Annotated in this window: 20 protein-coding genes and 1 pseudogene; 6 read left to right on the forward strand and 15 right to left on the reverse strand. The window is 59.5% G+C overall.

Translation table 11 applies throughout. The annotated features are described in order from the left end of the window. Positions 1-308: 308 nt before the first annotated feature. A complete protein-coding gene (locus BN2475_RS13040) occupies positions 309-1,442 on the forward strand; it encodes a GNAT family N-acetyltransferase (RefSeq protein ID WP_094779935.1) in 1,134 nt (377 codons plus the stop codon). A 66-nt stretch (positions 1,443-1,508) separates the two neighbouring features. Here BN2475_RS13040 and BN2475_RS13045 read toward each other — a convergent pair whose 3' ends face one another. The 7 genes and pseudogenes from BN2475_RS13045 to BN2475_RS13075 form a co-directional block, all read right to left on the reverse strand. Continuing rightward, positions 1,509-2,831, reverse strand: coding sequence for a hypothetical protein (locus BN2475_RS13045; RefSeq protein ID WP_094779936.1), 1,323 nt, complete (start codon positions 2,829-2,831; stop codon positions 1,509-1,511). Then, entirely contained in the window at positions 2,828-4,561 is a 1,734-nt protein-coding gene (locus tag BN2475_RS13050) for a hypothetical protein (protein ID WP_159444552.1), read from the reverse strand. The genes BN2475_RS13045 and BN2475_RS13050 overlap by 4 nt, the downstream gene beginning before the upstream one ends. 312 nt (positions 4,562-4,873) lie before the next feature. Beyond that, on the reverse strand, positions 4,874-5,269 hold the full coding sequence (locus BN2475_RS13055) for a hypothetical protein (RefSeq protein WP_094779938.1): 396 nt from the start codon (positions 5,267-5,269) through the stop codon (positions 4,874-4,876). After that, on the reverse strand, positions 5,266-5,928 hold the full coding sequence (locus BN2475_RS13060) for a hypothetical protein (RefSeq protein WP_094779939.1): 663 nt from the start codon (positions 5,926-5,928) through the stop codon (positions 5,266-5,268). The genes BN2475_RS13055 and BN2475_RS13060 overlap by 4 nt, the downstream gene beginning before the upstream one ends. After that, on the reverse strand, positions 5,925-8,438 hold the full coding sequence (locus BN2475_RS13065; RefSeq protein WP_094779940.1) for a hypothetical protein: 2,514 nt from the start codon (positions 8,436-8,438) through the stop codon (positions 5,925-5,927). The genes BN2475_RS13060 and BN2475_RS13065 overlap by 4 nt, the downstream gene beginning before the upstream one ends. Beyond that, positions 8,422-10,380, reverse strand: a complete 1,959-nt coding sequence (locus tag BN2475_RS13070) for a site-specific integrase (RefSeq protein WP_143325781.1) — start codon at positions 10,378-10,380, stop codon at positions 8,422-8,424. Before BN2475_RS13070 ends, BN2475_RS13065 begins: the two co-directional genes overlap by 17 nt. A 182-nt stretch (positions 10,381-10,562) precedes the next feature. Continuing rightward, positions 10,563-10,829: pseudogene (locus tag BN2475_RS13075) on the reverse strand (peptidogalycan biosysnthesis protein); the annotation flags it as partial. Between the two features lie 132 nt (positions 10,830-10,961). Here BN2475_RS13075 and BN2475_RS13080 point away from each other — a divergent pair. Together BN2475_RS13080 and glnK are read left to right on the forward strand one after the other, a co-directional pair. After that, the gene (locus BN2475_RS13080; protein WP_094779943.1) at positions 10,962-12,662 is read left to right on the forward strand and encodes an NAD+ synthase; all 1,701 of its coding nucleotides are present in this window, start codon (positions 10,962-10,964) and stop codon (positions 12,660-12,662) included. 148 nt (positions 12,663-12,810) lie between these two features. Then, positions 12,811-13,149, forward strand: a complete 339-nt coding sequence (gene glnK / locus BN2475_RS13085; RefSeq protein WP_006048444.1) for a P-II family nitrogen regulator — start codon at positions 12,811-12,813, stop codon at positions 13,147-13,149. A gap of 252 nt (positions 13,150-13,401) precedes the next feature. On the opposite strand, the gene BN2475_RS13090 is transcribed toward glnK, so the two are convergent. The 5 genes from BN2475_RS13090 to BN2475_RS13110 form a co-directional block, all read right to left on the reverse strand. Next, on the reverse strand, positions 13,402-14,553 hold the full coding sequence (locus tag BN2475_RS13090; RefSeq protein ID WP_094780111.1) for a porin: 1,152 nt from the start codon (positions 14,551-14,553) through the stop codon (positions 13,402-13,404). A 598-nt stretch (positions 14,554-15,151) separates the two neighbouring features. Further along, positions 15,152-15,931, reverse strand: a complete 780-nt coding sequence (locus tag BN2475_RS13095) for an ABC transporter ATP-binding protein (RefSeq protein ID WP_094779944.1) — start codon at positions 15,929-15,931, stop codon at positions 15,152-15,154. A 44-nt stretch (positions 15,932-15,975) separates the two neighbouring features. Then, on the reverse strand, positions 15,976-16,689 hold the full coding sequence (locus BN2475_RS13100; protein WP_094779945.1) for an ABC transporter permease: 714 nt from the start codon (positions 16,687-16,689) through the stop codon (positions 15,976-15,978). Continuing rightward, on the reverse strand, positions 16,686-17,375 hold the full coding sequence (locus BN2475_RS13105) for an ABC transporter permease (RefSeq protein ID WP_094779946.1): 690 nt from the start codon (positions 17,373-17,375) through the stop codon (positions 16,686-16,688). Before BN2475_RS13105 ends, BN2475_RS13100 begins: the two co-directional genes overlap by 4 nt. 296 nt (positions 17,376-17,671) lie before the next feature. Beyond that, a complete protein-coding gene (locus BN2475_RS13110; RefSeq protein WP_094779947.1) occupies positions 17,672-18,448 on the reverse strand; it encodes an ABC transporter substrate-binding protein in 777 nt (258 codons plus the stop codon). A gap of 629 nt (positions 18,449-19,077) precedes the next feature. Here BN2475_RS13110 and BN2475_RS13120 point away from each other — a divergent pair. Next, the gene (locus BN2475_RS13120) at positions 19,078-19,788 is read left to right on the forward strand and encodes a pirin family protein (protein WP_094779949.1); all 711 of its coding nucleotides are present in this window, start codon (positions 19,078-19,080) and stop codon (positions 19,786-19,788) included. Positions 19,789-19,953: 165 nt separating this feature from the next. Here BN2475_RS13120 and BN2475_RS13125 read toward each other — a convergent pair whose 3' ends face one another. Next, positions 19,954-20,478: a Spy/CpxP family protein refolding chaperone gene (locus BN2475_RS13125; RefSeq protein WP_094779950.1), complete on the reverse strand. Its 525-nt coding sequence runs from the start codon at positions 20,476-20,478 to the stop codon at positions 19,954-19,956. A 218-nt stretch (positions 20,479-20,696) separates the two neighbouring features. On the opposite strand from BN2475_RS13125, the gene BN2475_RS13130 reads away from it, so the two are divergent. Both BN2475_RS13130 and BN2475_RS13135 read left to right on the forward strand, forming a co-directional pair. After that, positions 20,697-21,422 (forward strand): response regulator, encoded by a 726-nt coding sequence (locus BN2475_RS13130; protein ID WP_094779951.1) that lies wholly within the window; start codon positions 20,697-20,699, stop codon positions 21,420-21,422. Continuing rightward, complete coding sequence (locus BN2475_RS13135; protein WP_094779952.1) at positions 21,406-22,722, forward strand: ATP-binding protein; 1,317 nt, start codon at positions 21,406-21,408, stop codon at positions 22,720-22,722. The genes BN2475_RS13130 and BN2475_RS13135 overlap by 17 nt, the downstream gene beginning before the upstream one ends. A gap of 125 nt (positions 22,723-22,847) precedes the next feature. Here the strand turns inward: BN2475_RS13135 and BN2475_RS13140 are convergent, their stop codons facing one another. Together BN2475_RS13140 and BN2475_RS13145 are read right to left on the reverse strand one after the other, a co-directional pair. After that, a complete protein-coding gene (locus BN2475_RS13140) occupies positions 22,848-23,114 on the reverse strand; it encodes a double-stranded DNA-specific endonuclease (RefSeq protein WP_094779953.1) in 267 nt (88 codons plus the stop codon). A 225-nt stretch (positions 23,115-23,339) separates the two neighbouring features. Continuing rightward, the gene (locus BN2475_RS13145) at positions 23,340-25,031 is read right to left on the reverse strand and encodes a sensor domain-containing diguanylate cyclase (protein WP_094779954.1); all 1,692 of its coding nucleotides are present in this window, start codon (positions 25,029-25,031) and stop codon (positions 23,340-23,342) included. Positions 25,032-25,401: the final 370 nt, after the last annotated feature.

The following is a 25,401-nucleotide window of genomic DNA, read 5'->3' on the forward strand; positions in this document are numbered from 1 at the left end:
GTGTCGCAACCTCGCGCGACCATACTGCGGATGCGCTCGTCAGCAGCGTGGGAAAAATGGGGTTGCAGCATATCGAGTGGACGGTTGTGACATCCTGCAACCCCAGTGCACACTTGTTAAAAGCTGACTCGCGGATAAGCGGACATTCCGACCCGCTGTTACCGGGCTGCCATCCGTCAGTCCTTTGCAACGGCGACCCCAAATGCCGCGGCCCCGGTCAGACCTCATCCGCCTGAAGACTTTTGGCATATGGGTGACAATGCTGCTTTACGTGTCGCGCGGCGTGCAGATAGTCGTTAGGAGGTCGAGTGAGCAGGAAGGTCGAGATTCTGGTTGTCGATTCGCTTTCAGATGTGCCCGCAGAAGAGTGGAACGCGCTCGCTGCAGGCAATCCCTTCGTGGCGCACGAATATCTGTCTGCGATGCACACCACGAAATGCGCATCGAAGTCGACGGGGTGGCAGCCGACCTATCTGCTGATGCGACGGGGAGGCGAACTCGCTGGTGCGATGCCGTTGTACCTGAAATCACATAGTCGCGGCGAATACGTTTTTGACCACGCTTGGGCAGATGCATTCGCGCGACACGGTATTCAGTATTACCCCAAGCTGCTGTCTGCAGTGCCATTCACTCCCGTGACGGGCCCGCGACTGCTGGCGCCGACGCACGCCGACAGGGTCTTGCTTGCCCAGGGCGCAATCGAGTTTGCGAAGCAGCTCGATGTGTCGTCAATCCACGTTCTGTTTTCACACGAAGATGACCTCGAGGCGCTAACCGACGCCGGGTTCATGCTGCGAGAGGGCGTCCAGTTTCACTGGGAGAATTTTGGGTACCAGACATTCGATGAGTTTCTCTCAAAGATGTCGCACGACAAGCGGAAGAAGGTCAAGCAAGACAGGCGGAGGGTTCACGACGCTGGCGTCACTTTCCGGTGGCTGCGAGGGCAGGAGATTGGCGCGGACGACCTCGACTTCTTCTACGAGTGTTACGAGAACACCTATCGCGAGCACTGGAACCCGCCGTACCTAACTCGCAAGTTCTTCGGACTGGTTCATCGGACGATGCCTGATGCACTGATGCTTGTTATTGCTGAGGCAGATGGGAGGCGGGTGGCGGTGGCTCTGAATGTTGTCCAAGGTGACACGATGTATGGCCGCTACTGGGGCACCAAAGAGTTCGTGTCAGGCCTTCATTTTGAGACCTGCTACATGCAGGGCATCGAGTACGGCATCGCCAACGGGCTGAAGAGCTTCGAAGGCGGGGCGCAGGGAGTACACAAGATGTCACGTGGCCTGATGCCCACGCCAACGTGGTCTGCTCACTGGATTGCCGACCATAGGTTTGCGCACGCCATCAGCGAGTTTCTGGACCAGGAGACCGCGGCGATGGACGAGCACATTGGTGAGCTAGAGGCTCATACGCCATTCAAAATGAAAACCTGAAGGCAGATCTCTCAGTGTCGAACTGGAGCCGCGGCTGCATAGGAAGGGATGCTGCCGAGGGGTTCCTCAGCGCTTTTTCGACGGTTTTTGGCGCTGAAGCTCGGACAACTTAGCCCGGAGCGCTGCAATTTCATTCCGGCAGGCCTCAAGCTGGTCCCGCTGCTCAGACTCGACCGTGTACCCGGACATCATCGCATTCGCCTCGACATAAAACTGGTAGGCTGTCTTGGAGTTCTGACCGAGACGTTGCGCGATAGCATCCACAACATCTTCTCGTTGCATCGAGAGCCCGTGCTTCCTCCTGAATTCTATTTCCTCCCGGGCGATACGTGTGCCCGTCTTCCTTCGCACGCCATGCGCTCCTGCGCCCTTCCCAGCGCCGACGTTCCTAAACCGCTTTGCAATTCGGTCCGATAGTGAGTGGTAGTTAAACGGAAGCCCAGATGTTGGATTCAAGAAAATGCGTCCTTCCAGAAGTTTCCGATTTACCCCGGTGTTCTTAATTATTGTCTCTCGGTCGATTTCGATGTAGTTTGCGATGTCATAGGTAATTGCCCACGACAACGAGAAGGATTTGCTAAAGCCGTATTTCTGGTCAGGCGGAGCTACATCGAATGCCGTGGCATGCCTCGCTTCGGCCTTAGCCAGTTCCTTCCTCGCGAACTGATGAATTTGAAGACTTGCTACACTGCCGACTCGCCACGCCGTGTCCGAGATGATACGAACGATAAGCGTGATTAGGCGTTGGTCGGCAGCGCTTCCGGCATCTTCAAGATAGTCTTCCAGTGCGGCAATGTCGTCATCAGTCGCTCGATACTGGACTCTTCCAAGGCGACTCGCTCGGCCCGTTCGCGTGTAAATTCTCGGGTACTTCTTCAGTTCCTTTTCGTCGGAATCCAGACCGGAGAGTCCCACCACCGGCAACGTCGATGTGATGCCACAGCGGACGGGTCCTATTGTCCCCGACGGGATACGGCCTTGCCCTTGCGCCCACGCAAGGAGCTCGTAGACCTCCTTCAATCGAATGTTCGTGGTTTCTTTTGCGACCGACTGGTTTCCCCGATATTGAGGGCGCTTCATCGCCCGCTTCCAGCACCAATCTCGAAATTCTAGAAGATGGTTGTCGTTCATCTCAGCAATTGGAAGCTGCTTTTCTGACAGGTATATATGCAACTCGTGTGCTGCAATGACAGCATTGTCCCTACGCGTTCGCATAGCAGCTTCCGATACGTGCTCCGATTCTCCCTTGCGGATAACCATCCCGCAATAGTCGGTGGGCAATTCGAGGAGGGCATAGGTGCTGCCCCGAAAAACCGGGAATCGACGGCTGTTTCCATCCTCAACCCAGAAGACGTAAACCCGCTGAGCTTTGTGAATCGAAGCTTTCATGTTGACGTCTCCGGAACCTTCTCCAGAAGGTGTTGTAGAAGAGGGTCGACGTAGTGCGACGCGTCTCTTCCTTTGCGCTTCAAACTAGCATCGACATCACCAACGAGCACCACCGTATGCGACGCCAGGCCGGATGCAGCGCGAATCACCTCTGCATTGCAGTCAGTGCCCTCGATGCAAACGACTATAACTGTTTGCCAAGTTCCGAGCGCAGCTGCCGGGAGTTCGAGCGCATACGCCAGAGTGAGATCAAACGCATCTGAAGCTGTTAGAGGAACGACGTCCCCGTTCGCTCTCGTGACTTGGGCCACCACGAATTCAGGGATTGAGTTGGTCACACGAACGTAGGGCGTTCGCTCCACGTCATGCAAACTCATGCTCTCGCCTGGCCAGCGGCATTTTGCGATGTTTGCTCGCTTCCAAGTGACAGGGCATTTTGCATATGCCCTTCCGCCGCGACCAAGGGTCGTCGAATTCATCGGAAGCTTATCGAACTGAAGTTCGTCGGCTTTTTCCGACGCCAGTGTGGCATTCAGCGAATGACAAATAGCCGCGTTGGTCGCAATAACGACTGTGGCTCCGTCACACGCATTCTCGCGATAGAGAGCTAGGGCTTCGTTCAGTGTTTCCTTCGTCCCAGTGAGCTGAACCTTCCGTATTTCCAATCCCTCTCTATGGCTAGATGGACGCCGAGATTGGCCACCGCCGCTGGACGCAGTTGGACCCAAAGTCATTCGTTGGAATTGTCCTGAATACCATAGCGTGTGATACGGCGCCGGTCGACTGCGCCGGCTAACCATATCTGCCGCTCCGGCAAGTATCAGGCAGGTGTCGACTGGAAGCCTATGGATAAGCTTGTTGAGGGCTAGGATGTCGAGGGCATGAGCGTCATGAACCACCACCGTGTGGCTGGTCTTGTTGACTTGTGCTGGCCCTGCAAGAATCTCTTGTAAGCGCAAATGAACGGCGGGGAGGGGGGCTGTGCCCGAGAAAGCGATGTGAATTGCATCTGCAAACACTTCATGGAGCCGACCGCGTGCAGCGGCAACGGTCCGCCCTCCATAGTCAATCAAACAAACTGAAGCGGCCGTCCGGCGGGGAGTGTCGACGGTGGTGAGCGCGTCATCGCACACCTGCGCCGAGCCCCGGGCGGCAAACAGGCGCGCCAAAAAAGCGTGAGTGACCTTTGTAAGCGCATCCGAAGCGACATAGCGCTGGCGTCGGTGTGTTAGACACACAATTCTTCCCGAGGTGATAGCCGAGTCCATTGCGGTCTGGACGAGTACAGTGTCTTGGAGCTTGGTTGCCAGCCGGTGCTCGTAGTCCTTGAGGGGTACCGCGCGCAGTATCGCGTGGCTGCCTTGGGTAAAGACAGAGTCCGTTGCAGAGACCAGTCGACCCGGCTCGTGGGGCGAAGTTGAACTCTGGACGGAGTTGTCGATGGTTGACCAATGAATCGCCGGATGGAAATCATACGGAGTTGCCAATCTCAATCCACGGAACACTTCGATGACGTCGGGCAGCGTTGAGCGCTCATGTCCTGAAAGGGCGACTGGTTCAAGTGCACGAGTTATTCTGATGTCATCGAGATAGCTGTGCCACGCGGCAATACCAGCGATTGATGCGGATGCGCTGATGCCAGCGGAGTGCAGCTTTTGGACGTCTTCATGGTCAAAAATCTCGCTAAGCTTGGCGTCAAATTTCCTCCAAAGCTTCTTGGCGCCACGCATTCCGATTTTGGCAAATGAGGGGTGCTTCCCCAGTAGCATTAGCAGTTCTACGCCGCTTGGCTCCCGACAGACTCCAGTCTTGGCCTTCAGCTGGGCTCCATAGAGGGGGTGGCTTTCGAACGTGCCGACTATTTCCCAAGTCTCACCGACCACTGGCGCCCGAAGCATAACGTTGAACTTTGCAACGACGCGGACACGCTTTGCCGGGGGGACTGTCAGGACGAAAATCGCACCGCCTCCGAGGCCGTATGACAGGACCCGTGCGACAGTCCCCCTCAAACGACGCAGGCTTGGAGCTTTGGTCATCGCAGTTTAAGGTCTCGATATGGGCACTGTACGGAGTGAGATGCCGTTGTCTTCGAGGTACTGCAGGAGCTTCATGGCTGTACCTTGTTCCGCGAAAGCACTTCTGAGGGCTCGGCATTCGTCTTGCAGCTCCGCCGTCAGAGAGGTCTTCGGGACGCCCTTTCTGTTCGGTTGTTTGCGCCACTCGTCGAGCTCATCGTCAAGGGTCTTGAACAAAGTGAAGAGTTCGTCATTTGTTCCGACCGTGGACGTCGGTATTTTGAGCATCTCACAGATAGTCTTACGTGCCGCTTTTCCGAACTGGTTGACAGGAACCTGACTAAGGTTCGTCTGAGACTTCCATGTCCTTAAGCGGGCCGCGTTTTCAAGTTTCTTCTCGAGGGATGATGCGTTGGCGCTCATTTTTTCTCTCCATCTCCGAGAGATGGGGTGTCCGAGCTTGTTCGTTTGTCGAGCGGGACCACATTGGGTCGCCGATTGCGAACCTCCCTGAGTAGATTGTTCAACTTTTGGATCTTGTCCTCATAGTCTTCTTTTTGTCGAGCTTGTAATGCTTGCGCTGCTTTGCGATCCTCGTTGGCAATCCGCGCTTCTTCACGGTATTTAAGAATTTCCCGTTCCAACACATTGATGAAATTCTGCTTCTGCTCGCCGTCTGATCGCGCGTCTGCAATTGCTTGCCTAGACCGGGTCTTGTCAAGCTGACCCGAAGCGGTTCTTTCAATCGCAGCAAACAACGAGCGTATCTCTTCTTTCAACGTGCTGTTGTGTGGAGCGTCTAACGTGCCACGACTAAAAGAGCGAAAGTTAAGGATGGTAGGGTGCTTTTGAAGGGTGTAGCGACATTGAGATTCGTGCATCCATTGCGAAAGACCCTGCATGTCTTTGGGAAAGTAGTCTAGTTGCAATTCGTCGTTTTCATCGCAGATGCAACGCCCTTCATCGTTTCTAACCCACGGAATGCCGGCGTCAATCCACAATCTCAAGATGACGAGCTTCGCTTCGATGGTTTCACGGGCCTGCAATGCAAGCGGTGACTTCGTGTCCCTGCGCTCGGTCATTTTACGAGCTCCTCTCTAATCGTAGTCCAACTGTCGGCGAAACGTTGGAATCGGACACGAGTGCCTTCGGCCATGGCCTTCTCCGACTCAATCACCTCCTTGAGTGTTTCGATAAGCGCTTGCGCCTCCTTGCGCAGTGCAGCCGGTAGACGCTTGTCGTTAGCAGTTTTGAGGGCGGATTCCATTTCCTCTTCGTAAATCGAGAGCCCGACTTCAGTCGAGATGGAGTGAACGCACCCACTACACATGCTTGGGCAAGCCAGTTCGATTCTCGGACGCTCGCCGTCAAAACAGTTCGATTGCTCCCTGGTTTTGCCGGCGTCTCCGGCCATGCAGATGGTGTTCCCTTCGACTAATCGATAGCCGCGCTGCTCGAGCTCGTCTGCGATCGACTCAGCCTTCTCGGAGAGGGGAGCGTCCTTGAAGTTCTCCGGTAGGGACAACTTCTTCAGTAGCGCGTTTACCACTCGAGCGAACCCTCCTCCGAAGCGGCGTTGCCCAGCGAGCAGGTCGGTGAGGATTTCGATTAGATAAAACTTCCGTTCCTCTTTCAGCATGCTGGCGATGTTGAGTGACTCAGTCTCATACGCTGCATATCGCGCCTTGATACTATCCTCTGGAAGGCGATTAGACTTGTCCCGATAGTAAGCGAGCAGACTTTCTATGGAGAAGTCCTTCATGTATTGCTGCAACGCCAGCAGTTCAGGAGAGTCGAACCTGTGCACATAGAGCGTCATGAATGTGCGCCTGAATGGCATCTGTCTACCCATGAAAATCGTGGGGTCAATGCCGGCAAGCCGAAAGAAACGCGTCGACGCTTGGCGAGCGTCAAAAATGGGACGCTCCGAATTGAACCCTATCTCCGTGAAGAGTGGGAACCGAAATAGCTTTTCGGTTCGAGCGATTTCCACATCGATTTTTACAGGCTCTGGAGATGTGAACAGCGGTCGAGCAATCTGGAAAATCTCTTCGAGAAAATTTACCGCGTCAGCAACTAGCTGGTTGCACCAAGAGGTAGCGTATGCCTTAATAGATTTTTGAATGTACGTCTCGATACGATGAAACGGAATCGTGTCTGAGACTCTAACGCAGCATCCGCGATAGAGTCCGTAGGATCTTTTATTTTTCGCTCTCCCGAGGATTTCTCCAGGCCTTCTACCAAGGTTCGTTGCAATGATGAAGTAAAGAGCGAACAGTATGGTATTGACGAGTGCAGAAGCAGTGTTGCCGCCGTCAGGGTCGTCGCCGTATGTGCTTGCCCTGTTAACCCGAAGAGGAACGCCAGCCGAAGCGAGAATGCTGTTGGCTTTTTCGACGACCTCCACAGTAAAAGGTCGGGCAACAACCCGCTGCTCAGTTATTTTTGACTCGAGCGAATCTCTTAAGAGTCGGAGCACCTCCAAGATTGCATCCTTGTAATCATATTGCCAGCGCAACGCTTCCTTGAAGCCTGCAACGGCAATTTGGAGGGGCATGTTGGGAGTCGCATGGTGACTAGGTGCCTGCACCGCCTGTTGCGCACTTTCCCTCGCCCATGTATCGATTTCCTGTGCCAAAGCATCCAACGATGCAGTTGGAGCGTCGCCCTGATGCCTAGGGGTAGCGATGTCCTGTCCAGAAGTGCTCTGAACGTTGTCTCTGGTAGCTGCTGTGTGGTCGTCGAAGGAAACCGTAAGAAGCTTCTTCAATCTGCGGGCGCGGCGCTGGTCACCAGCGGCTAGTTCCCCTCCCATTTTAGAAAATGGATTAAATCGAATACCGTCGAACCGCTCATCTAACAACGCTAGTCTGTTGATAGTAGTCAGCGTCATCCGATGCTCTCTTCTTGTAAGGCCGGCGCGGGTAGGCTTGTCGAAAGTTTCAAAAGAGGGTATTTGCTTTGTGACCGTGGCCGTGCGAAACCAACGTGGAATATTGTTGGCGTGAATTGGTAGCCCTATCCTAAAGGATAGGGACTCAGGCGAGAAATTCCATGTTCCGTCACGTTGTGTAGCGATGACGAAAAGACGTTCTGAATCTTGCAGGATGTATGTCGCTTCCTGAAGGAGCGCCTGTTGATACTGCATCAAGTCCCACCACCCTTGTTCGGAGACTTCCGCAGACAACTGTTGAATGTCTTCGCGGCCAAGTTCAGCCAGCCGAGTGAAGCCACGCCGGAACATCCAGCAGTAGATAAGAGTTGTGTACTTTATGGTATCGGTGAAAGCTTGTGCGGCTCCGCCTTCATTATCTTTGAGTGCGGAGTTGGCTGCGCTCAGCATGGGTGGAAGCAAATGAGGAAAATCCTCTAGACTGTGGATACCCGTGTGAATGCCTACGCCGCCGGTTGCGTTCACTAGGAATGCGCGCGTATCAAATTCGCGGACGTTGGAGCCTCGAAACTTGATGCTCTCAGACACGTCAATCAGTATGATTTGGTCATCGAAGTCGCTGAGGAATCGCCAGCTTTTTTCTTCGTCCGATAACTTTGTCGTTGAAGTTGCCGCGATTGGTCTAGCTTGATTTCGCATATCCGGCCTCGAAGCGCTTAAGTTCTTGAGAGAGAGGGCCGATGGCAACAACCTGGTAAAGGGCGCAGCAGAAGACAATGCGAGGTAGGTGTCTCGCGACAAACCTCTCGTGTCCTGCCTGTACTAGGGCGGGCAAGTTTCGGGTGTAAAGTCGGTACTGCAATGCGATATGTGCCACCTCCGGCTTGCCGATTAGGAAAGGCATCTTGCCGAAGGAATCTACCCATCGGTCTGCGATACAGTCGACTCCCTTGTCTTCGAGCGTGCTCGGTGGAAAGAGGAGGAGATTGTTTTTCTTCACTCGTGCTAGCTGTCTGGCATCGAGCTTATCTTTGCGACCAGTTGCATAGAAAACGCAATCGGAGAGCAGCGTCACGTACTTCAGCAGGTTGGCTTCGCCGAGTAGGCGTATGATTGTGCTGTTTAAGTAGACGGTAGTAACGTCAGCGGCGGCATGCCCTAAGAACAGTTGCGTCTGGATAATGTCTCTGCCAGTCGCTAAATATCGGGTGTGCGCAGCGCGATGTCTCAAATCTGAAAACGTGAACTCTTCAAGCCCTGTCAATCGGCAAAACGTTTTTAAATATAAAGGTAGCCTGCCAACCTCAAAGAGGAAAGTTGGGGAATTGCGCGTGGTAAATGACATCGACACAAAAATTGATTTGGATCTGGGTTTGAAGTATTTGTCGATGTTTCGTCTGTGCTGCATTAAAAGCTCAATGGCATGCGTACAGAGAGGGTCGGTTACTTTCTTTGGTGGCAGCGTGGAGAATCCCGCCTCCAGTTCGTCCTCCTCCTCATCGTCTGCTTCTGCCAAATCTATGTCATCGGCTTGGGGTAAATCTGTTAGCTCCGCCTTTTGGATCTGACCGGTTTTGTGTTTCACCCCTTGAATCGTATAACCGGAGTCATCTTCGACAATGTTCTCAAGATTAACGGACCTCAAGGTAGGCCAATTCCAGCCGATATTATCTAGGAGAAGGACGAAGCAAGCGGTTATCACTGTTCTCGGTAAATAATGCCTCGAGAGCAGCATCGAAAAGGTCTCGCACGGAGGGCAGTTCGGCAACGACCAAAACTCGTTGAGCTTTTCACGGAAAACTACTTGAATTCGATTTCCTTGATGGGCTTTCGCCTTATCAATGACGTATGTGTGGAGATGTAGTAAATCTTCCGGAGAAATCTGTGCCCAATGCCTCAAATGCGGTAGACTTCCGCGCGCTACGGCACTTCTGATGCGCTTGGGAATCGATTCGGGCAATTCTGTATTGCTAAGTCGTTCGAGATGTTTTACTAGTTTGTCGTGCCGCGTAATTATCTGTTCACATACAGCTCGTGTTTCGGTAACTGACTTCTCAAGAATCGCCTTCGCTTTCTCGTCCCGATCAGCAAGGTCTTCGAAATTAATCGAACTCAATTCTTTTGCAAGAAAATTTCCGTCGAAAATGTCGGGGACATAGAGATTATGCTGGGGAGCTTTGGTTCTGCGAACTTCTTTGTGTCTGCTCGCGAGCTTAATATTCTTTATAAGCTCTCCGTCCGCGAGTGGCGTCCGACACTGCACAAGGAAGTGCTTGAAATTTCCAATCGGGATTGATCGACTTACCCCACCATAGCCGTCGATGACATTGTCTAGATGAGAAATCAGCCTTGAAAGGTCGCGCGGGAATAACTTGGCGATAGCCGTGTTGAATATGTCTTTGGCGTCCGGGTTGTGCGCAGCTCTATTCAGCAATCGGATAAAGTGACAAGCCCGGACTTCTGAAATCGGGCACTCCGAACTCGCGAGTATCTCCTCAAGGAGTCCGCCTCGTCGATAACCGGTACTCAACAAATCTAAAGTTTTGACTACTGGAGTCTCGACGTCGCCTTGAGTTCGGATGCACGACAGCATGACTGTGCGTTTGGACCAGGCATGTGTGGTTTGTTCGACGGCTTCCACGGCGCTTTCCTCCACCAGTTTGGGGTGTGGCGTGCGTGAGATGAAGGTTCGCGCGTGGCAGATAAGGTGCACTGCTGTGCCTTACCCGCTAGAAGTAGCATAGGAAATTGAAAAGGCTTATAAAATAAGGGTTTACCGCTGGTCGGTCAGTCAGTCGGGAATTCTGCACGACATAACACTTCGTACTCGCCGTACGAGTGCCCCTTCAGATATACCGGTGCGGCCGCCGCGAGCTTGCCCGTGCGCGGGTCGGCCAGCGTGACGAATTGCGGCGCCCAGCCGGTATCGACGACCGCGCAGCGGGTCGCGTGCAGCGCGCTCAGGAACTCGTGCCGCAGAAACGGCGTGGCTTGCGCCTGCTGCGCGAGGAGGGCATTCCATTCGGCGGCGTCGACCTCGGACGGCGATGCCAGAATGCCCGTGCGATAATCAAAGCGTTCCTGATTCAATCTGTGTGACTGTTCCCAATGAACGGCGCGGTGCCATAAGCGCTGCGTCGTTTGTTTATCCGATTTGTCCGTTCCGTCGAACCAACCAGCCGCGGTACTCGCAAGCCACCTGGCTTGCCTGTCGATCCTGCCATGAAGACCCGAATCGCTCTTGCTCAAATCAATGTCACCGTCGGCGATTTTGCCGGCAACGTCGCGAAGATTGTCGCTGCCGCACGCGCCGCGCACGACGATGGTGCGAAGCTGCTGATCGCGCCTGAACTCGCATTGTCCGGCTATCCGCCCGAAGACCTGCTGCTGCGCCCCGCGTTCTACAACGCGAGCGCGGCGGCGTTGGCCGATCTCGCCGCGCAACTCGAACCGTTCACCGGCTTGCATGTGATCGTCGGCCATCCGCTGCGCGATGTGGCGGACATCGTGGCGAACGGCCATGGTAATGCAAACGCGCCGATCGAGCGCGGTGTGCCGCCCGTCGATACGTTCAACGCGGCGTCGCTCATCGTCGACGGTGCAGTGGTCGGCACTTATCGCAAGCAGGATCTGCCCAACACCGAAGTGTTCGACGAGAAGCGCTACTTCGCGTCCGATCCGCAGCCGTTCGTGTTCGAACTGGATGGTGTGAAGTACGGCGTGGTGATCTGCGAAGACGCGTGGCATGCGTCGGCCGCGCAAATGGCGAAGGCGGCGGGCGCGCAAGTGTTGCTGATCCCGAACGGCTCGCCGTACCACCTGAACAAGGAAGCGGTGCGCTTCGACATCCTGCGTGCGCGGATTCGCGAGACGGGTCTGCCGATGGTCTATGTGAACATGGTGGGCGGCCAGGACGAGCTGGTGTTCGACGGCGGCTCGTTCGTGCTCGACGCGCAAGGCCAGTTGATCGCGAAATTGGCGCAGTTCGAGGAAGCCACCGCGATCGTCGAATTCGACGGCGGCACGCCGCTGCCCGCGGCCATCGCGCCGGAGCAGTCGCTCGAGGCGCAGGTGTACGCGGCGCTCGTGATGGGCGTGCGCGACTACATCAACAAGAACGGTTTCCCGGGCGCGCTGATCGGCCTGTCCGGCGGGGTGGACTCGGCGCTGGTGCTGGCGGTTGCGTGCGACGCGCTCGGCGCGGACCGGGTGCGCGCGGTGATGATGCCGTCGCGCTACACCGCCGACATCTCGACCACCGATGCCGCCGAGATGGCGCGCCGCGTCGGCGTGCGCTACGACGAAATCGCGATCGCGCCGATGTTCGACGCATTTCGCGGCTCGCTCGCGCAGGAGTTCGCGGGCCGTGCCGAAGACGCCACCGAAGAGAACATCCAGGCGCGTATTCGCGGCACCTTGCTGATGGCGCTGTCGAACAAGTTCGGCTCGCTCGTGTTGACCACCGGCAACAAGAGCGAGATGGCGGTCGGCTACTGCACGTTGTACGGCGACATGGCGGGCGGCTTCGCGGTCATCAAGGACATCGCCAAGACGCTCGTCTACCGGCTGTGCCGCTACCGCAACGAGGCCACCACGTTCAGCAAGCGCGACGTGATTCCCGAGCGGATCCTGACACGCGCGCCATCGGCGGAACTGCGCGAGAACCAGACCGATCAGGACAGCTTGCCCGAATACGACGTGCTCGACGCGATCATGCGCATGTACATGGAGGAGGACCGCTCGCTCGCCGAAATCATCGCCGCGGGCTATGCGGTCGACGACGTGAAACGCGTCACGCGCCTCATCAAGATCAACGAGTACAAGCGCCGCCAGGCGCCGATCGGCATTCGCGTCACGCATCGCGCGTTCGGCCGCGACTGGCGCTATCCGATCACGTCGCGCTACACCGAGCCGGTGGAGTGAACCGCGGCACAGCCACGCGCGAATGACCCGAAACAAGCGCGAAGCAAATGCGAAGCGCGCGCCGGAATGCCGCAATGCGTCCGGCGCGGCGTAGAATAAAAATCATCCACCTTCCTTTTACTCTTCCAATCACGAGACGAGGTCCACCATGAAGCGCATCACCGCAGTCATCAAACCGTTCAAACTCGACGAAGTGCGCGAGGCGCTCGCTGAAGTCGGCCTCACCGGGCTGACCGTCACCGAGGTCAAGGGTTTCGGCCGGCAGAAAGGTCACACTGAGCTCTATCGTGGTGCAGAGTATGTGGTCGACTTTCTGCCGAAGGTGAAGATCGAAGTGGTGGTCGCAGACAACCAATGCGACCAGGTGATCGACGCAATCATCGGCGCGGCGCGCACCGGCAAGATCGGTGACGGGAAGATTTTCGTCGCGGATGTCGAGCGTGTGATCCGTATTCGTACCGGCGAAGAAAACGAAGCAGCGGTTTGACGCGTCCGGCTTCGCAGCATCAAGCGCGGGCCGTCATCACGATTGTCTTCCCCGATCCGTGCATGCACGCACCGGCCCGGTGCGTGGGGCAGCGTTCGAGCTGCCGTCAGAATAAAAAACGGTGCAATACCCTTGCGGGCATTGCACCGATACGCGCCTCTCGCAGCAGCGTGAAAAAGATTCTCTCGAAGAACTCGTGAGTACGTCCCTTGGGGGACGCCCCGAAGGAAGTCCCCTCGGGGCACCGTTTGTTTAGAACGAGTGTTGGATACCTGCGTACACGCCGGTTTGTCCCTTGCCTTGCAGCGGGTTGTCCGTGGATGCAGCGAAGCCCGGGTTGTTCGCATTCAGACCGAAGTTAGCCGCGCGGCTGTTCGACACCCCTGCAACCTGGATGTCCAGCAGCGTGCGCTTGGACAGGTTGTAGGAACCGCCGACCGTATAGATCGTCGCATTGCCCGCGCCGTTGTTGCCGTTCACGTGGTAGACCGCTGCAATCAGCGCTGCAGCCGGCGTTGCTTGCCACGTCACACCGCCCCATTCGTGATCGAGCGTGGTCGGCTGGCCATGGATGACGCCCGTCGCACCTGCCGAACGGATTGCCTGGTAAGCGGCCTGAACCTTGAACTGGCCGAGGAACACGTTCACGAGCGCCGAGTATTCACGCGATGCCGAGAATACGCCGCCAGCTGCATTGGCCGTGTTGATGGTGCCGACTTGCGGACCGTACAAGGCACCGTTAGCCGGGTTGCGGATTTCGTCGTAGATACCGCGGACCTGGAACAGCGAGCTCGTGTAGGTGACCTGCGCGCCAGCTTCGCGACCTTGCGGGGTCGTGCCGTTGCCGTTCCAGCTCGTTGCATTCGACAGCGCGTATTGGCCGTAGAAGTCAAAGCCTGCGATCTTCGGCGACTGGTACGCGAAGTTGTTGCTCGATTGCGGCCAGTTGCGGCCACGCACCAGCGATGCCGACGACCAGTTCGATTGACCGAACGGGTCGAAGTCCCACACGCCGTTCGAGATGAAGAGCATGCGGCCCATCGTGAACGTACCGTACTGGTCGTTCGACACGCCGACCGTTGCCCAGCGATTGAAGAGACCGCCGCCGCCAGGACCTGCGCCCGTCATCGTGTTGAACGAGCCTTCCAACTGGAACAGGACCTTGTTGCCGCCACCGATGTCCTCAACGCCCTTCATGCCCCACAGGCTGGTACCCCAGTCGCCGCTTTCTGCCTTCCAACGGGTCGTGTTACCGTTAGCCGCACCGTTGACGTTGGCGCCGGTCGGCACGCCCGACATGTATTCGATGCCCGCATCGAGGCGGCCGTACAGTGTGACGCTGCTTTGAGCGTGTGCAACAACGCCGGCCGACATCAGCGCAGCGGCGAGCAAAGCTTTCTTCATCTTCTCCTCCATACCCTGTCAAAAGTGAAACCCAGTACTGCGAGTGGTGTTCGGGCACGAGCCGCGCCGAACAGAAATCGGTACCAGGGAGAGTAGCGGGCGGATTGGTTCTCCTGCCGTGACGCGTAGCCTTCGGACTATCTCTCGTCATGCCGATCCCTCGCCGACCGGTTCTCCTGTGCGTGCTTTGAAGTAAAACTACTTCAAATCAACTTTGTTTTGCTACTTTCATTACCAATTTATCAAAAATGCCCTTCAAAGGGAGAAGAAATTAGTACCTGCATGAGGTGGTGTCTCCAAATTGCAATAAGAATGTGTGCCTTTAACCATTGCTATACCCCGGGAAAACGCTCACAGCCTTGTCTGGCAAGGGATTCACGGTTGCGCGAAGGCAAATCTAAGGATTGCCACTATTGACGCTTTGAAAGTGGCGGGGTAAGGCGAGCAGGCGGAAGAGGAGGCAGGCGTGGCGCGGGTTTCGCGGCCTGACTGGTCGAAACAGCGAGAATGCGCAGGTGAACGAAAAGAAAAAAGGCGCTCGTAAGCGCCTTGTAATACTACTTCAACTACAGCCCAAATAGCGGGCTTCAAACCGTTTTTATTTGAGGCTGCCGGAAAGGAACTGCTTGAGGCGTTCGCTTCGGGTGTTCTTGAATACCTCGTCGGGATGGCCTTCTTCTTCGACGCGGCCTTGATGCAAAAACATCACGTGATTCGACACGTTGCGCGCGAACGCCATTTCATGGGTCACGACGATCATCGTGCGGCCTTCTTCGGCGAGCGTCTGCATGACCTTGAGCACTTCGCCGACCAGTTCGGGGTCGAGCGCGGAGGTCGGCTCGTCGAACAGCATCACGTCGGGATGCATCGCCAACGCACGCGCGATCGCAACACGCTGCTGCTGGCCGCCCGACAGATGCGACGGATACTGTTTCTCGAGGCGCGGTGCGAGGCCGACCTTCTCCAGATATTCGCGCGCACGCTCTTCGGCTTCCTTGCGCTTGAGTCCGAGCACGTTGACCGGCGCCTCGATGATGTTCTCGAGCACGTTCATGTGCGACCACAGGTTGAAATGCTGGAACACCATCGACAGCCTGGTGCGCACGCGCTGCAACTGCTTCGGGTCCGACACGCGCAACGCGCCGTTCTTGCCGGTCTGCGTGCGGACTTCCTCGCCATCGACGAAGATGCGCCCGGCGTTCGGTTGCTCGAGGAAGTTGATGCAGCGGAGCATCGTGCTCTTGCCCGAGCCCGACGAGCCGATCACGCTGATCACGTCGCCGGCGTTGGCCTTCAGCGATACGCCTTTGAGGACTTCGTTGTCGCCATACTGTTTGTGAAGCTCATCGACGAAGAGCTTCTGCTTCTTGGTGTTCATCAGGATCCTTGACGAGCTTGCTTGCCAGGGGCGCTAAGCCCGGGTTACTTGCCTTGCGGCCGCAGGTAAGCGAGCCAGCGGCGCTCGGCGCGGCGAAACAGCCACACGAGCGCGAAAGAAATGCATAGATAGAGCAGCGCGGCGATACCGAACGCGTTGAACGACTGATACGTGGCGGAATTCACGTCGCGGGCGATCTTGAGGATGTCCGGGACGGTCGCCGTGAAGGCCACGGTGGTGGCGTGCAGCATCAGGATCACTTCGTTGCTGTAGTAGGGCAGTGCGCGGCGCAGCGCCGACGGCAGGATCACGCGCCGGTAGAGCGTGAACGACGACATGCCGTACGCTCGCGCCGCTTCGATCTCGCCATACGGCGTCGCCTTGATCGCGCCGGCGAAAATTTCGGTGGTGTACGCACAGGTGTTCAGCGTGAAAGCGAGCAGCGTGCAATGCATGCCGTCGCGGAAGAACGCATTGGTCAACTCGTTGTTGCGGATGATCTCGAGACTGTAGAGACCCGTGTAGCACAGCAGCAGTTGCACGTAGAGCGGCGTGCCGCGAAAGATATACGTGTACAGCCACACGAGTCTCGCGAGCCACTTCTTCTTCGAGACGCGGGCGACCGCGAGCGGAATCGACAGGCAGAAGCCGAGCCCGATCGACACCACCAGCAGCCACAGCGTGATCGCGAGACCGGTGAAGCGGTAGCCGTCGCTGAACAGATAGTTACGCCAGTATTCCTGAATGATCGCGATCATAGATCCGCCTTTCGCACGCCAGTCGAGTAACGCTTTTCGAGGTACATCAGCACGAAGTTGGACACTGTGGTGATGACGAGATAGATCGCCCCTGCCAGTAGGGTGAAGAAGAAGAACCGCAGCGTCCCCTTGCCGGCATCCTGCGAGGCCTTCACGACATCCGCGAGGCCGATGATCGACACCAGCGCGGTGGCCTTGACCATCACCTGCCAGTTATTGCCGATGCCGGGCAGCGCGAAGCGCATCATCTGCGGGAACATCACGCGCGAGAATACCTGCCACCCCGTCATGCCGTAGGCCGCGCCCGCTTCGAGCTGGCCGCGCGGCACCGCGAGAAACGCGCCGCGAAAGGTCTCGGTGAAGTATGCGCCGTAAATGAAGCCAAGCACGGCGACCCCGGCCACGAATGGATCGATGTCGATCTGCTCCCAGCCGAGCACGTCGGTCAGGTTGTTCAGCCAGATCTGGATGCTGTAGAAGAGCAGCAGCATCAGCACCAGATCGGGCACGCCGCGCACGAGCGTGGTGTACACCGTGCCGACGCCGTAGGAGAGGCGGTTCTTCGACAGTTTCGCCGCCGCGCCGAGCAGGCCCAGCACGAAAGCCAACACCAGCGACAACACCGCCAGTTTGACGGTTTGCCAGGTGCCGTTGAGAAGCAGCGGGCCGTAGCCTTGAAGGAACATATGGGGTCCTTGACGATGCGTTTGCGACGCACCGCGAAAGACGCGGCCCGCCCTGCGCCGCGTGGGTGGCGAGCTTGGGGCTCGCGTTAAACTGCGGCGCACAGCGCTCCGCTGTGCAAATCATGACTGCATGGACGTTGCCGGCCTTGCAGCGCGCTTTTGGGACTCTCGTCTCGAACTGCGTTGAAACTAACCGTCGACTCTATTACGAAGCTCGTGGAAAGCCCATGCGGGCGAGCCCCGAGTTTCGCGGATGCTGCGTGTTGCGCAACGCGAACCGCGAGGCGGCTCGCGGCTTAGCGTCCGGGATAGATATCGAAGTCGAAGTACTGCTTCGCGAGCTTCCTGAACGTTCCGTCCTGATGAACCTGCGCCAATGCCTGATTGAACATCGCCTTCAGATCGGCGTCGCTCTTGCGCAGGCCGATCGCCGTGCCTTCACCGATCGTCTGCGGGTCTTTCACTTCCGGGCCAGCCCAGCCGAAGCCTTTGCCGCGCGGCGTCTTCAGGAAGCCGGCGTCGGCTTGCACTGCGTCCTGCAGCGCGGCGTCGAGGCGCCCCGACGCGAGGTCCGCGTACACCTGATCCTGATTCTGGTAGGACACCACGGTCACGCCCCTGGGCTCCCACCAGACCTTTGCATAACTCTCCTGGGTCGAGCCCTGCTCGACGCCGACGCGTTTGCCCTTCAGCGATTCAGCGGTGGGCAGCAGCGGCGAACCTGCCTTCGCGATCATGCGGGCCGGGGCGTCGAACAGCTTGTCGGAGAAGTCGATCTGCTCGCGGCGCTTGTCCGTGACGGTCAGCGACGACACGATCGCGTCGAACTTCTTGCCCTTCAACGCCGGGATGATGCCGTCGAGATCCTGTTCCACCCACATGCACTTCACGTTCATCTTCGCGCACAGTGCGCGCGTCAGATCGGCGTCGAAGCCGACGATGGCGCCGCTCGGCGCCTTCGATTCGAACGGCGGGTAGCTGGCGTCCACCCCGATGCGTACGGTTTTCCACTCTTTCGCCAGCGCGCTGGTGGCGATGACTGCAAGCGCCACGCACAGTGCGAACTTCTTCATGTTTCTCCTGAATCAAACTGATCGTCGTGTGGCCCGACTCGACGACCGCCGGCGCGGGGCCGGCCGCCGCTATTCTAGGCGGTCAAAATAGTCGCGCCGCATGGGATGCTGCCGGAGTCCGGCTGGCGGCTATTTCGACGCATCGAGGCAGCCCGGCGCGGACCCGAGGCCCGCGGCGTTCGTGGCGTTCGTGGCGTTTCGCATCGCGGCCTGCCTGGACGGCCCGCCGGCGCGCCCTCGGCAGCCACGCGTCTTTGAAAAGCGCGGTATTTTACCCGAACAGCGACGGGGCGCCAGTCTGGGACGCGTGCGTACACACACTGGCGGCCTCGGACGTTGTGCTTGCGCGACGTCGCGGGGTTTTCGTGGCGGCGCAGACTTTGATCGAGGTGGTCGCACGTTCGCTTCGGCACACGCCGGCTTCGCGCTCACGTCGGGACGATCGGGACGGCCCCAGCATGACCGCGGGCCTTGCATCGGTCGCCCGGCCGCCGACTGCCTGCGCCTTTGCCCGCGGCAACGCGCGATTGCGCGCATGGATGGAACGATCCGGTGCGCCGGTGCCGATTGTGTAGCGCTCGCGCCGCCCCTACATTCTCGTCATCGCTACTATTCACCGGGAGTACCTCATGATCGAGATTCGCCGCTCGGAAGAACGCGGCCACGCCAACCATGGCTGGCTCGACTCGTATCACAGCTTCTCGTTTGCCGATTACCGCGACCCGCGGCACGTGCATTTCGGCCCGCTGCGCGTCATCAACGAAGACCGCGTCGCCGGCGGCGAGGGCTTCGGCACGCATGGCCACCGCGACATGGAGATCGTCACGTATGTGCTCGACGGCGCGCTCGCCCATCGCGACAGCATGGGCAACGGTTCGACCATCCGGCCCGGCGACGTGCAGCGGATGAGCGCGGGCACCGGCGTGCAGCACAGCGAGTTCAACGCATCGCAGGACGAGCCGGCGCACCTGTTGCAGATCTGGGTGATTCCGCGTCGCGCGGGCGATCAACCCGGCTACGAGGAAAAGCATTTCGACACCGCCGACAAGCGTGGCCGTCTGCGAGTGATCGCTTCGCCCGACGGCCGGGACGGCTCGGTGACGATTCATGCGGACGCATCGATCTACGCGGCGCTGATCGACGGCGCGGAAGCGGCCACGTTTGCGTTGCCGAAAGGGCGGCTTGCGTACGTGCATGTGGCGCGCGGTGCGCTGACGGTGAACGGCGAATCGCTCAAGGCGGGCGACGCAGCTAAGCTCAGCGATACCGACACCGTGACGCTCGACAAAGGTGACAAAGCTGAAGTGCTGCTGTTTGATCTCGGTCAGCTGAACGGCTGAGATTGGGACGATTGGGAAGACTTGGCGGTCCTGATCGTCGCGATGCGGGAACGCAGAGCCGGCGAATATGCCGCGATGCCGCGGCATATTCGCATGCCGTGGCGTTTTTGCCTTAGCCAGGGCGAAGGCGGTCGCACCGACCCGCCCCGGACGCAGTGCCGCTTACTAGCTGGCGGCCGGCGCCGATGCGGCGCCACCGTGATGTTCCCAGCGCTCCCGCATCTTCTCGTGACGCGACTCCATTTTGGCAAAGCGCTGCTTCAGCGCGGTGCTGACGGTCGTCTTCTGCTGGTCGTTCAGGCCGTTATAGAACTTGAGCCATGCGTCGGTGGTTTGCTGGCGCAGTTGCGCGTCTTTCTGCTCGACCTGCTGGTGTGCCGCGGCCATCGCGTTCAGATCGAGGATCGGCTGTTGCTGCGCAGCCTTGAACTGATTTTTGATCTGCTCGTGATTGGCGCGCATGGCTTCGTGGCCCTGCTTCATCGTGTCGAGCGCGGCTTGCCACTGCTTTTCCTGATCCGCATTCAGCTTCAGCTGATCATGCAGTTGCGTCAGTTCCTTCATGAAGTGGCCATGCCAGCCGCCGGGGCCGCCATGCATGGCGGGCTGGGCGGCATAGGCGGCACCCGCGCCGATGGCGAGGGCGGTGGCGGCAACGGCGAGAACGCGCGACATCTTTTTGGTGGACATATAAGGCTCCTTGTAATGGAATAGCCGACGATGCAACCGGTCACGTGACTGCCTGCATTCGGTAAGACACAGCGTAGAGAACCTTGTCCGTTGCTGTGTTACGCGCTTCGACGCGGCTATTACCGAGCATTACGTGCGCCTTTCACCGTAACACCCGGTAACCCTTGAGGGCAGTCCGGAAACGAAATCCCTTTCTGCCGCGCGTTAAACTTCATTCCATGGCTACTCAAATCCTTGTTGTCGACGACGACGTCGAATTGCGCGATCTGCTGCGCGACTATCTCGCCCGCCAGGGCATCGAGGTCTCGGTGCTGCATGACGCGGGCTCGCTCGAGCGCAGGCTCGAACGCGAGCGCCCGGATCTCATCGTGCTCGACCTGATGATGCCGGGTGTCGACGGGCTCACGGCGCTGCGCAGGCTACGCGCGTCGGGCGACGACATCCCGGTGATCATGCTCACGGCGCGTGCGGACGACGTCGACCGGATCGTCGGGCTGGAGCTCGGCGCGGACGACTACCTCGGCAAGCCGTTCAATCCGCGCGAGTTGCTGGCGCGCGTGCAGGCGGTATTGCGGCGGCGCCGCACGCTGCCGTCGGCGGCGGCGCCTGAGCAGCGTGAGCCGTTCAGCTTCGGCCGCTTCACGCTGGACTTCCAGGCGCGCACGCTGCATCTGGAAGACAAGCCGCTCACGTTGTCGGGCAGCGAGTTCGCGTTGCTGAAGATCTTCGTCAATCACCCGATGCGCACGCTCACGCGTGAACGTCTGCTCGAACTGCTGCACGGTCCCGAATACGACGGCACCGATCGCGGCATCGACGTGCAGGTGTGGCGCCTGCGCCGCATTCTCGAAACCGATCCGTCCACGCCGCGTTTCATCCAGACCGTGCGCGGCCGTGGTTACGTGTTCGTGCCGGACGGCGAGCAACATGCGCCGGCCCATTGATTCGCTGTTCGGACGGCTGGCGCTGCTAGTCGTCGCCGTGCTGCTGCTTTCGCATTTCGCGTGGTACGCGCTGATGCGGCTCGAACGCAGCCAGCTGCAAACCCGCTACGCGGTCGAGGAAGCCACCTTCCTCGTCGACGCGGTGCGCCAGCACGTCGCCCGTTCGCCGGATCAGCCCTTGCCGTCGCGCGTCAAGCTGGTCGATCCCGCAAGCCCGGACGTGCCGCCCGAAAACGCGAAATTGCCGCCGCCGCTCGAGCGTTTCATCGAGGACGTGCGCGATCGGGTGCCGGCAGGCACGCAGGTGCGCATCGGCGTGCCGGGCCATCCGCCCGAGCTATGGGTGCGCGCCGTCGCCGACCGCAGCTGGATCGTCGTGCCGGTGCAGCCGTTGCGCATGCCGCGCTCGCTCGACCGCACGGTGCTATGGCTCTTCACCATCTTCTCGTTCGCGGTAATGGCGGCGCTGTTCGCCGCATGGGCTTTGCAGCAGCCGTTGCGCTCGCTCGCCCAGGCGGTGGCGCGCTTCGGCCGCGGCCAGCCGGTGCCGCCAGTGCCGGAGCGCGGTCCGCGCGAATTGCGGCAGCTCACGCACGGTTTCAATCAGATGGTTCAGGAAGTAGCGCGCACCGAAAACGACCGCGCCGTGATGCTGGCCGGCGTCGCGCACGATCTGAAAACGCCGCTCGCACGGCTGCGGCTGCGCGCCGAAATGACGGACGACGCGAAGATGCGCGACGGCGTGGTGCGCGACGTCGATTCCATGACGCACATCGTCGAGCAGTTTCTGGTGTTCGCGCACGACGGCGCCGACCGCAGCGAAGCTGTCGAGGTGGATGCGCAATGCGAGCGGGTCGTGCGCAGCTATCGCGCCGTGGCCGCCGGTGCGTCCCCGGTGCTAACCGAGCTGAACGCGGGGCCGGCGTTCATGCTGCCCGCCGCCACGCTCGACCGGATTCTGTCGAACCTGCTCGACAACGCGCATGCATACGGCGCACCGCCGATCATCGTCGCCACGGCGCGCACGTCGCAAGGCTTCACGCTGTCGGTGAGCGATAACGGCAATGGCATCGCCGCGCAGGATCTGATCAGCGCCAGCCGGCCGTTCGTCCGGCTCGATCCGGCGCGCGGCGGCAATGGCCATAGCGGGCTCGGGCTCGCGATCGTCGAGCGGCTGGTGCGGCGTGCGGGCGGGGAGTGGGAGATCGGCAACCACGGCGGTCGTGGCTTGCGAGTCCTGATGAGCTTTCCGTTCGCAGTAGTGCCGCGGGTGGCGGCAGCCTCGGAAAGTGTCTGGTAAGTGGTGGTCGATAAGTGGTGATCGATAAGCGGTGCGCGCAGCGTGCGCACCGCTTTTTGATGGCTTGATCCGCTCTCCCTATCCGGATGCAAGCTCCGGTTGCATGGCGCGAGACCGGTGCGTGCTCAGTCGGAGAACAGCGTATTCAGCGCGCTCGCCGCTTCGCTGTCCACCGTGTTCCATGTCACCGTCTCGGCCTCGAAAATATAGTGCGTCGTGTATTTGCCAAGACGCGCCAGTATCTCTTCCTGAATCACTTCCGGCGCGACGGCCAGTTTCAGATACCACGCGGTAGACGACAGGCGCGTCTGGAACGCGCCATATTCAGCCAGCAGATGGTCGAACGCGTCAGCATCCTGATCGCGACAGACGATGACCAGATTTCCCTTCATGCGAATCTCCCGTTAGAGCGGTAGCGGCAATCTCGATATCAGAGTCGATGATACCTGCTTCGTTGTGGCAAGCCCGCGGCGTGCTGCAGCCTGGATGACTTTGCGCGCAAGGCAGGCGTGCGGACCTGCGTAGCGCGAAGGCATGCGCAAACGCATGGGCGCAAATGCACGCAAGGCGCAACAGGGATGCAAGCGGGGAAGGCGAACCGGGCGGCGCGTGCCACCCTACCATACGTTCGCGACTGTGCGCGCGGGCGGCGCGGTGTCGTCGGGCGGCAGGGCCTCGGTGCGGTCGCGACCACCGGTTTTCGCCGCGTAGAGCGCGGTGTCGGCGCGGCTCATGATCCGCTCGGGCAGGTCGTCGGGCGAGAGTTCGGTGATGCCGATGCTCACGCTCAGGCCCACCGACGGCGGCAGCTTCGGCGAAGGCGTCGCCTTCAGGCGCAGGCGCAAGCGTTCGACCACGTCGCGTCCGCCGGCGAGATCGGTGGCCGGCAGCAGCAAGCCGAACTCTTCGCCGCCGAGGCGGCCGATCGCGTCGCCGCCGCGCAACTCCGCGCGGCAAGTGTCGACGAAGTGCTCGAGCGCGCGGTCGCCGGTGGCATGGCCGAAACGGTCGTTGATCTGCTTGAAGTGGTCGAGGTCGGCGATCGCCATGCACAGCGGCTCGTCGCACGCATGCGCGCGATCGATCTCATGACGCAGCAGGTCGAGAAAGTAGCGCCGCGACAGCGCGCCGGTCAGCGCGTCGTGGCGCGCCTCGGCCGACAGCAGCGTATTGGCTGACTGCAATTGCTCGGCAAGGTCGCGCGTCGCGCGATGGTGGCGCCGCTCGCGCACATAAGACACGGTGATCACCCACGCCAGCGCGACCGTGCCGGCCAGCGTCAGGAACACCAGCAGGTGGTCGCGCCGGTGATTGCGCAGAAGTTCGGGCCACGCCGCGAGCGGATCGACCAGATGGGCCGACAGCCCCGAGTTAAGGCCGGTGCGCGCCTGATACAGTGCCGGCACGGTCTGCTCGGTCATGCCGAACAACTGGCCGGCGATGGCTGCGGGCACCCAGGGCGCCCGCTCGCGCACCTGGGTGTCGACGCGAATCTGTATTTCCGGGAACGCTTCGCGGCGATAGATCAGCTTGCGCTCGGCGGGGCTCATCTGTGTGACGCGTGAGTTCGGCACCGCGTACCCTTCAAGCTCGCTGTCGTGCGCCATGATGATGACGCCGTTGTCGTCGGCGACGAAGGTGCCGGCGTGCGCGACCCAGTGGCGTAGCCGCGCGATCCCCACCTTGGCGACCACCACCCCGACCAGCAGGCCGTCCGCGTAAACCGGCGCAGCGATGAAGATGCCCGGTTCGCCGCTCGTGCGGCCGACGCCGTAGGCCTCCGAGAACGCGCCAAGCAGCGCGTTGGTCATATAGCCGCGCGTGCGCATGTCGGCGCCGACGCACGAGCGTTCCGCCGCGTTCGGATTGTTGCTCGAGTTGCTCGACGCCACGCAGATGCCGTTGGCGTTGACGAGCCAGATCTGGTCGAGCCCGGAGAAGCCTTGCGCGCCGTGCAGGAAGTTGTTGACCTTGGACATCCGCCCGTCATTTAGCAACGCGGCCCGCAGGGCGGGTTCCGCCGCTTCGCCGTTCGCGGCATAATTCTGCGATTGCACCAGGGCGCGCTGGACCACGTCCATTTGGGCCATGGTTGCGGGGATGGCGCGCGACATGGCAAGGTCGCTGGCAATCACTTCCGCCATGTTGTCGACGATCGACGCGGAAATTTGCCGCTGCGCGCGCAGCGCTGCGTCCAGCTCTTGCTGTACCATCCGGTCCGCGACCATGCCGGCCACGAACCAGCAAACCAGTACGATCAGCATGAAGCTGATGGGCCCGGTGACCTGGCGCAAGGTTGTCCTGTTCATCGACCCTCTGATCCGTCTGGCTGTGAGATGCAACTAGCTCATTCGTGGCAGCGCGCTGGCGCTGCGTCGACCCTCTGGAGGCGGCTCACGATCCGTCGCCGCTGTGGCCCGGGATAAACCACCAGCAAACATGCGCGTCGTTGTGTGATTTTAACCGCCATGGGGCCTGACGCCACCGTTATTGCGGTAATGCGAAGTGCATGTGCCGCACCCATCAGGTTGTTAACGGCAGTTCAGCCAGTTTCTTGACGGCCGCATGGGCCTTCCGGGCGACGCGTCACGCTCCCGGCCGCGGCGGCGGCCGTGGCCACGGCGAGCGGCGATGTGGCCGACACGCCACGCTCCAGTCGTGCGGCGCGACGCCGGTTGA

The sequence above is a fragment of the Paraburkholderia ribeironis genome (genome assembly GCF_900019265.1).
GTDB classification, from domain to species: Bacteria; Pseudomonadota; Gammaproteobacteria; order Burkholderiales; family Burkholderiaceae; genus Paraburkholderia; species Paraburkholderia ribeironis.

Coding starts and splice junctions, on each gene's coding strand:
- BN2475_RS13095 (WP_094779944.1), bottom strand. CDS start 15,931: ATGAACACCAAGAAGCAGAAGCTCTTCGTCGATGAGCTTCACAAACAG.
- BN2475_RS13120 (WP_094779949.1), top strand. CDS start 19,078: ATGATCGAGATTCGCCGCTCGGAAGAACGCGGCCACGCCAACCATGGC.
- BN2475_RS13055 (WP_094779938.1), bottom strand. CDS start 5,269: ATGAGCGCCAACGCATCATCCCTCGAGAAGAAACTTGAAAACGCGGCC.
- BN2475_RS13145 (WP_094779954.1), bottom strand. CDS start 25,031: ATGAACAGGACAACCTTGCGCCAGGTCACCGGGCCCATCAGCTTCATG.
- BN2475_RS13080 (WP_094779943.1), top strand. CDS start 10,962: ATGAAGACCCGAATCGCTCTTGCTCAAATCAATGTCACCGTCGGCGAT.
- BN2475_RS13090 (WP_094780111.1), bottom strand. CDS start 14,553: ATGAAGAAAGCTTTGCTCGCCGCTGCGCTGATGTCGGCCGGCGTTGTT.
- glnK (WP_006048444.1), top strand. CDS start 12,811: ATGAAGCGCATCACCGCAGTCATCAAACCGTTCAAACTCGACGAAGTG.
- BN2475_RS13105 (WP_094779946.1), bottom strand. CDS start 17,375: ATGTTCCTTCAAGGCTACGGCCCGCTGCTTCTCAACGGCACCTGGCAA.
- BN2475_RS13110 (WP_094779947.1), bottom strand. CDS start 18,448: ATGAAGAAGTTCGCACTGTGCGTGGCGCTTGCAGTCATCGCCACCAGC.
- BN2475_RS13140 (WP_094779953.1), bottom strand. CDS start 23,114: ATGAAGGGAAATCTGGTCATCGTCTGTCGCGATCAGGATGCTGACGCG.
- BN2475_RS13125 (WP_094779950.1), bottom strand. CDS start 20,478: ATGTCCACCAAAAAGATGTCGCGCGTTCTCGCCGTTGCCGCCACCGCC.
- BN2475_RS13100 (WP_094779945.1), bottom strand. CDS start 16,689: ATGATCGCGATCATTCAGGAATACTGGCGTAACTATCTGTTCAGCGAC.
- BN2475_RS13065 (WP_094779940.1), bottom strand. CDS start 8,438: ATGCGAAATCAAGCTAGACCAATCGCGGCAACTTCAACGACAAAGTTA.
- BN2475_RS13135 (WP_094779952.1), top strand. CDS start 21,406: ATGCGCCGGCCCATTGATTCGCTGTTCGGACGGCTGGCGCTGCTAGTC.
- BN2475_RS13050 (WP_159444552.1), bottom strand. CDS start 4,561: ATGCGTGGCGCCAAGAAGCTTTGGAGGAAATTTGACGCCAAGCTTAGC.
- BN2475_RS13060 (WP_094779939.1), bottom strand. CDS start 5,928: ATGACCGAGCGCAGGGACACGAAGTCACCGCTTGCATTGCAGGCCCGT.
- BN2475_RS13130 (WP_094779951.1), top strand. CDS start 20,697: ATGGCTACTCAAATCCTTGTTGTCGACGACGACGTCGAATTGCGCGAT.
- BN2475_RS13045 (WP_094779936.1), bottom strand. CDS start 2,831: ATGAAAGCTTCGATTCACAAAGCTCAGCGGGTTTACGTCTTCTGGGTT.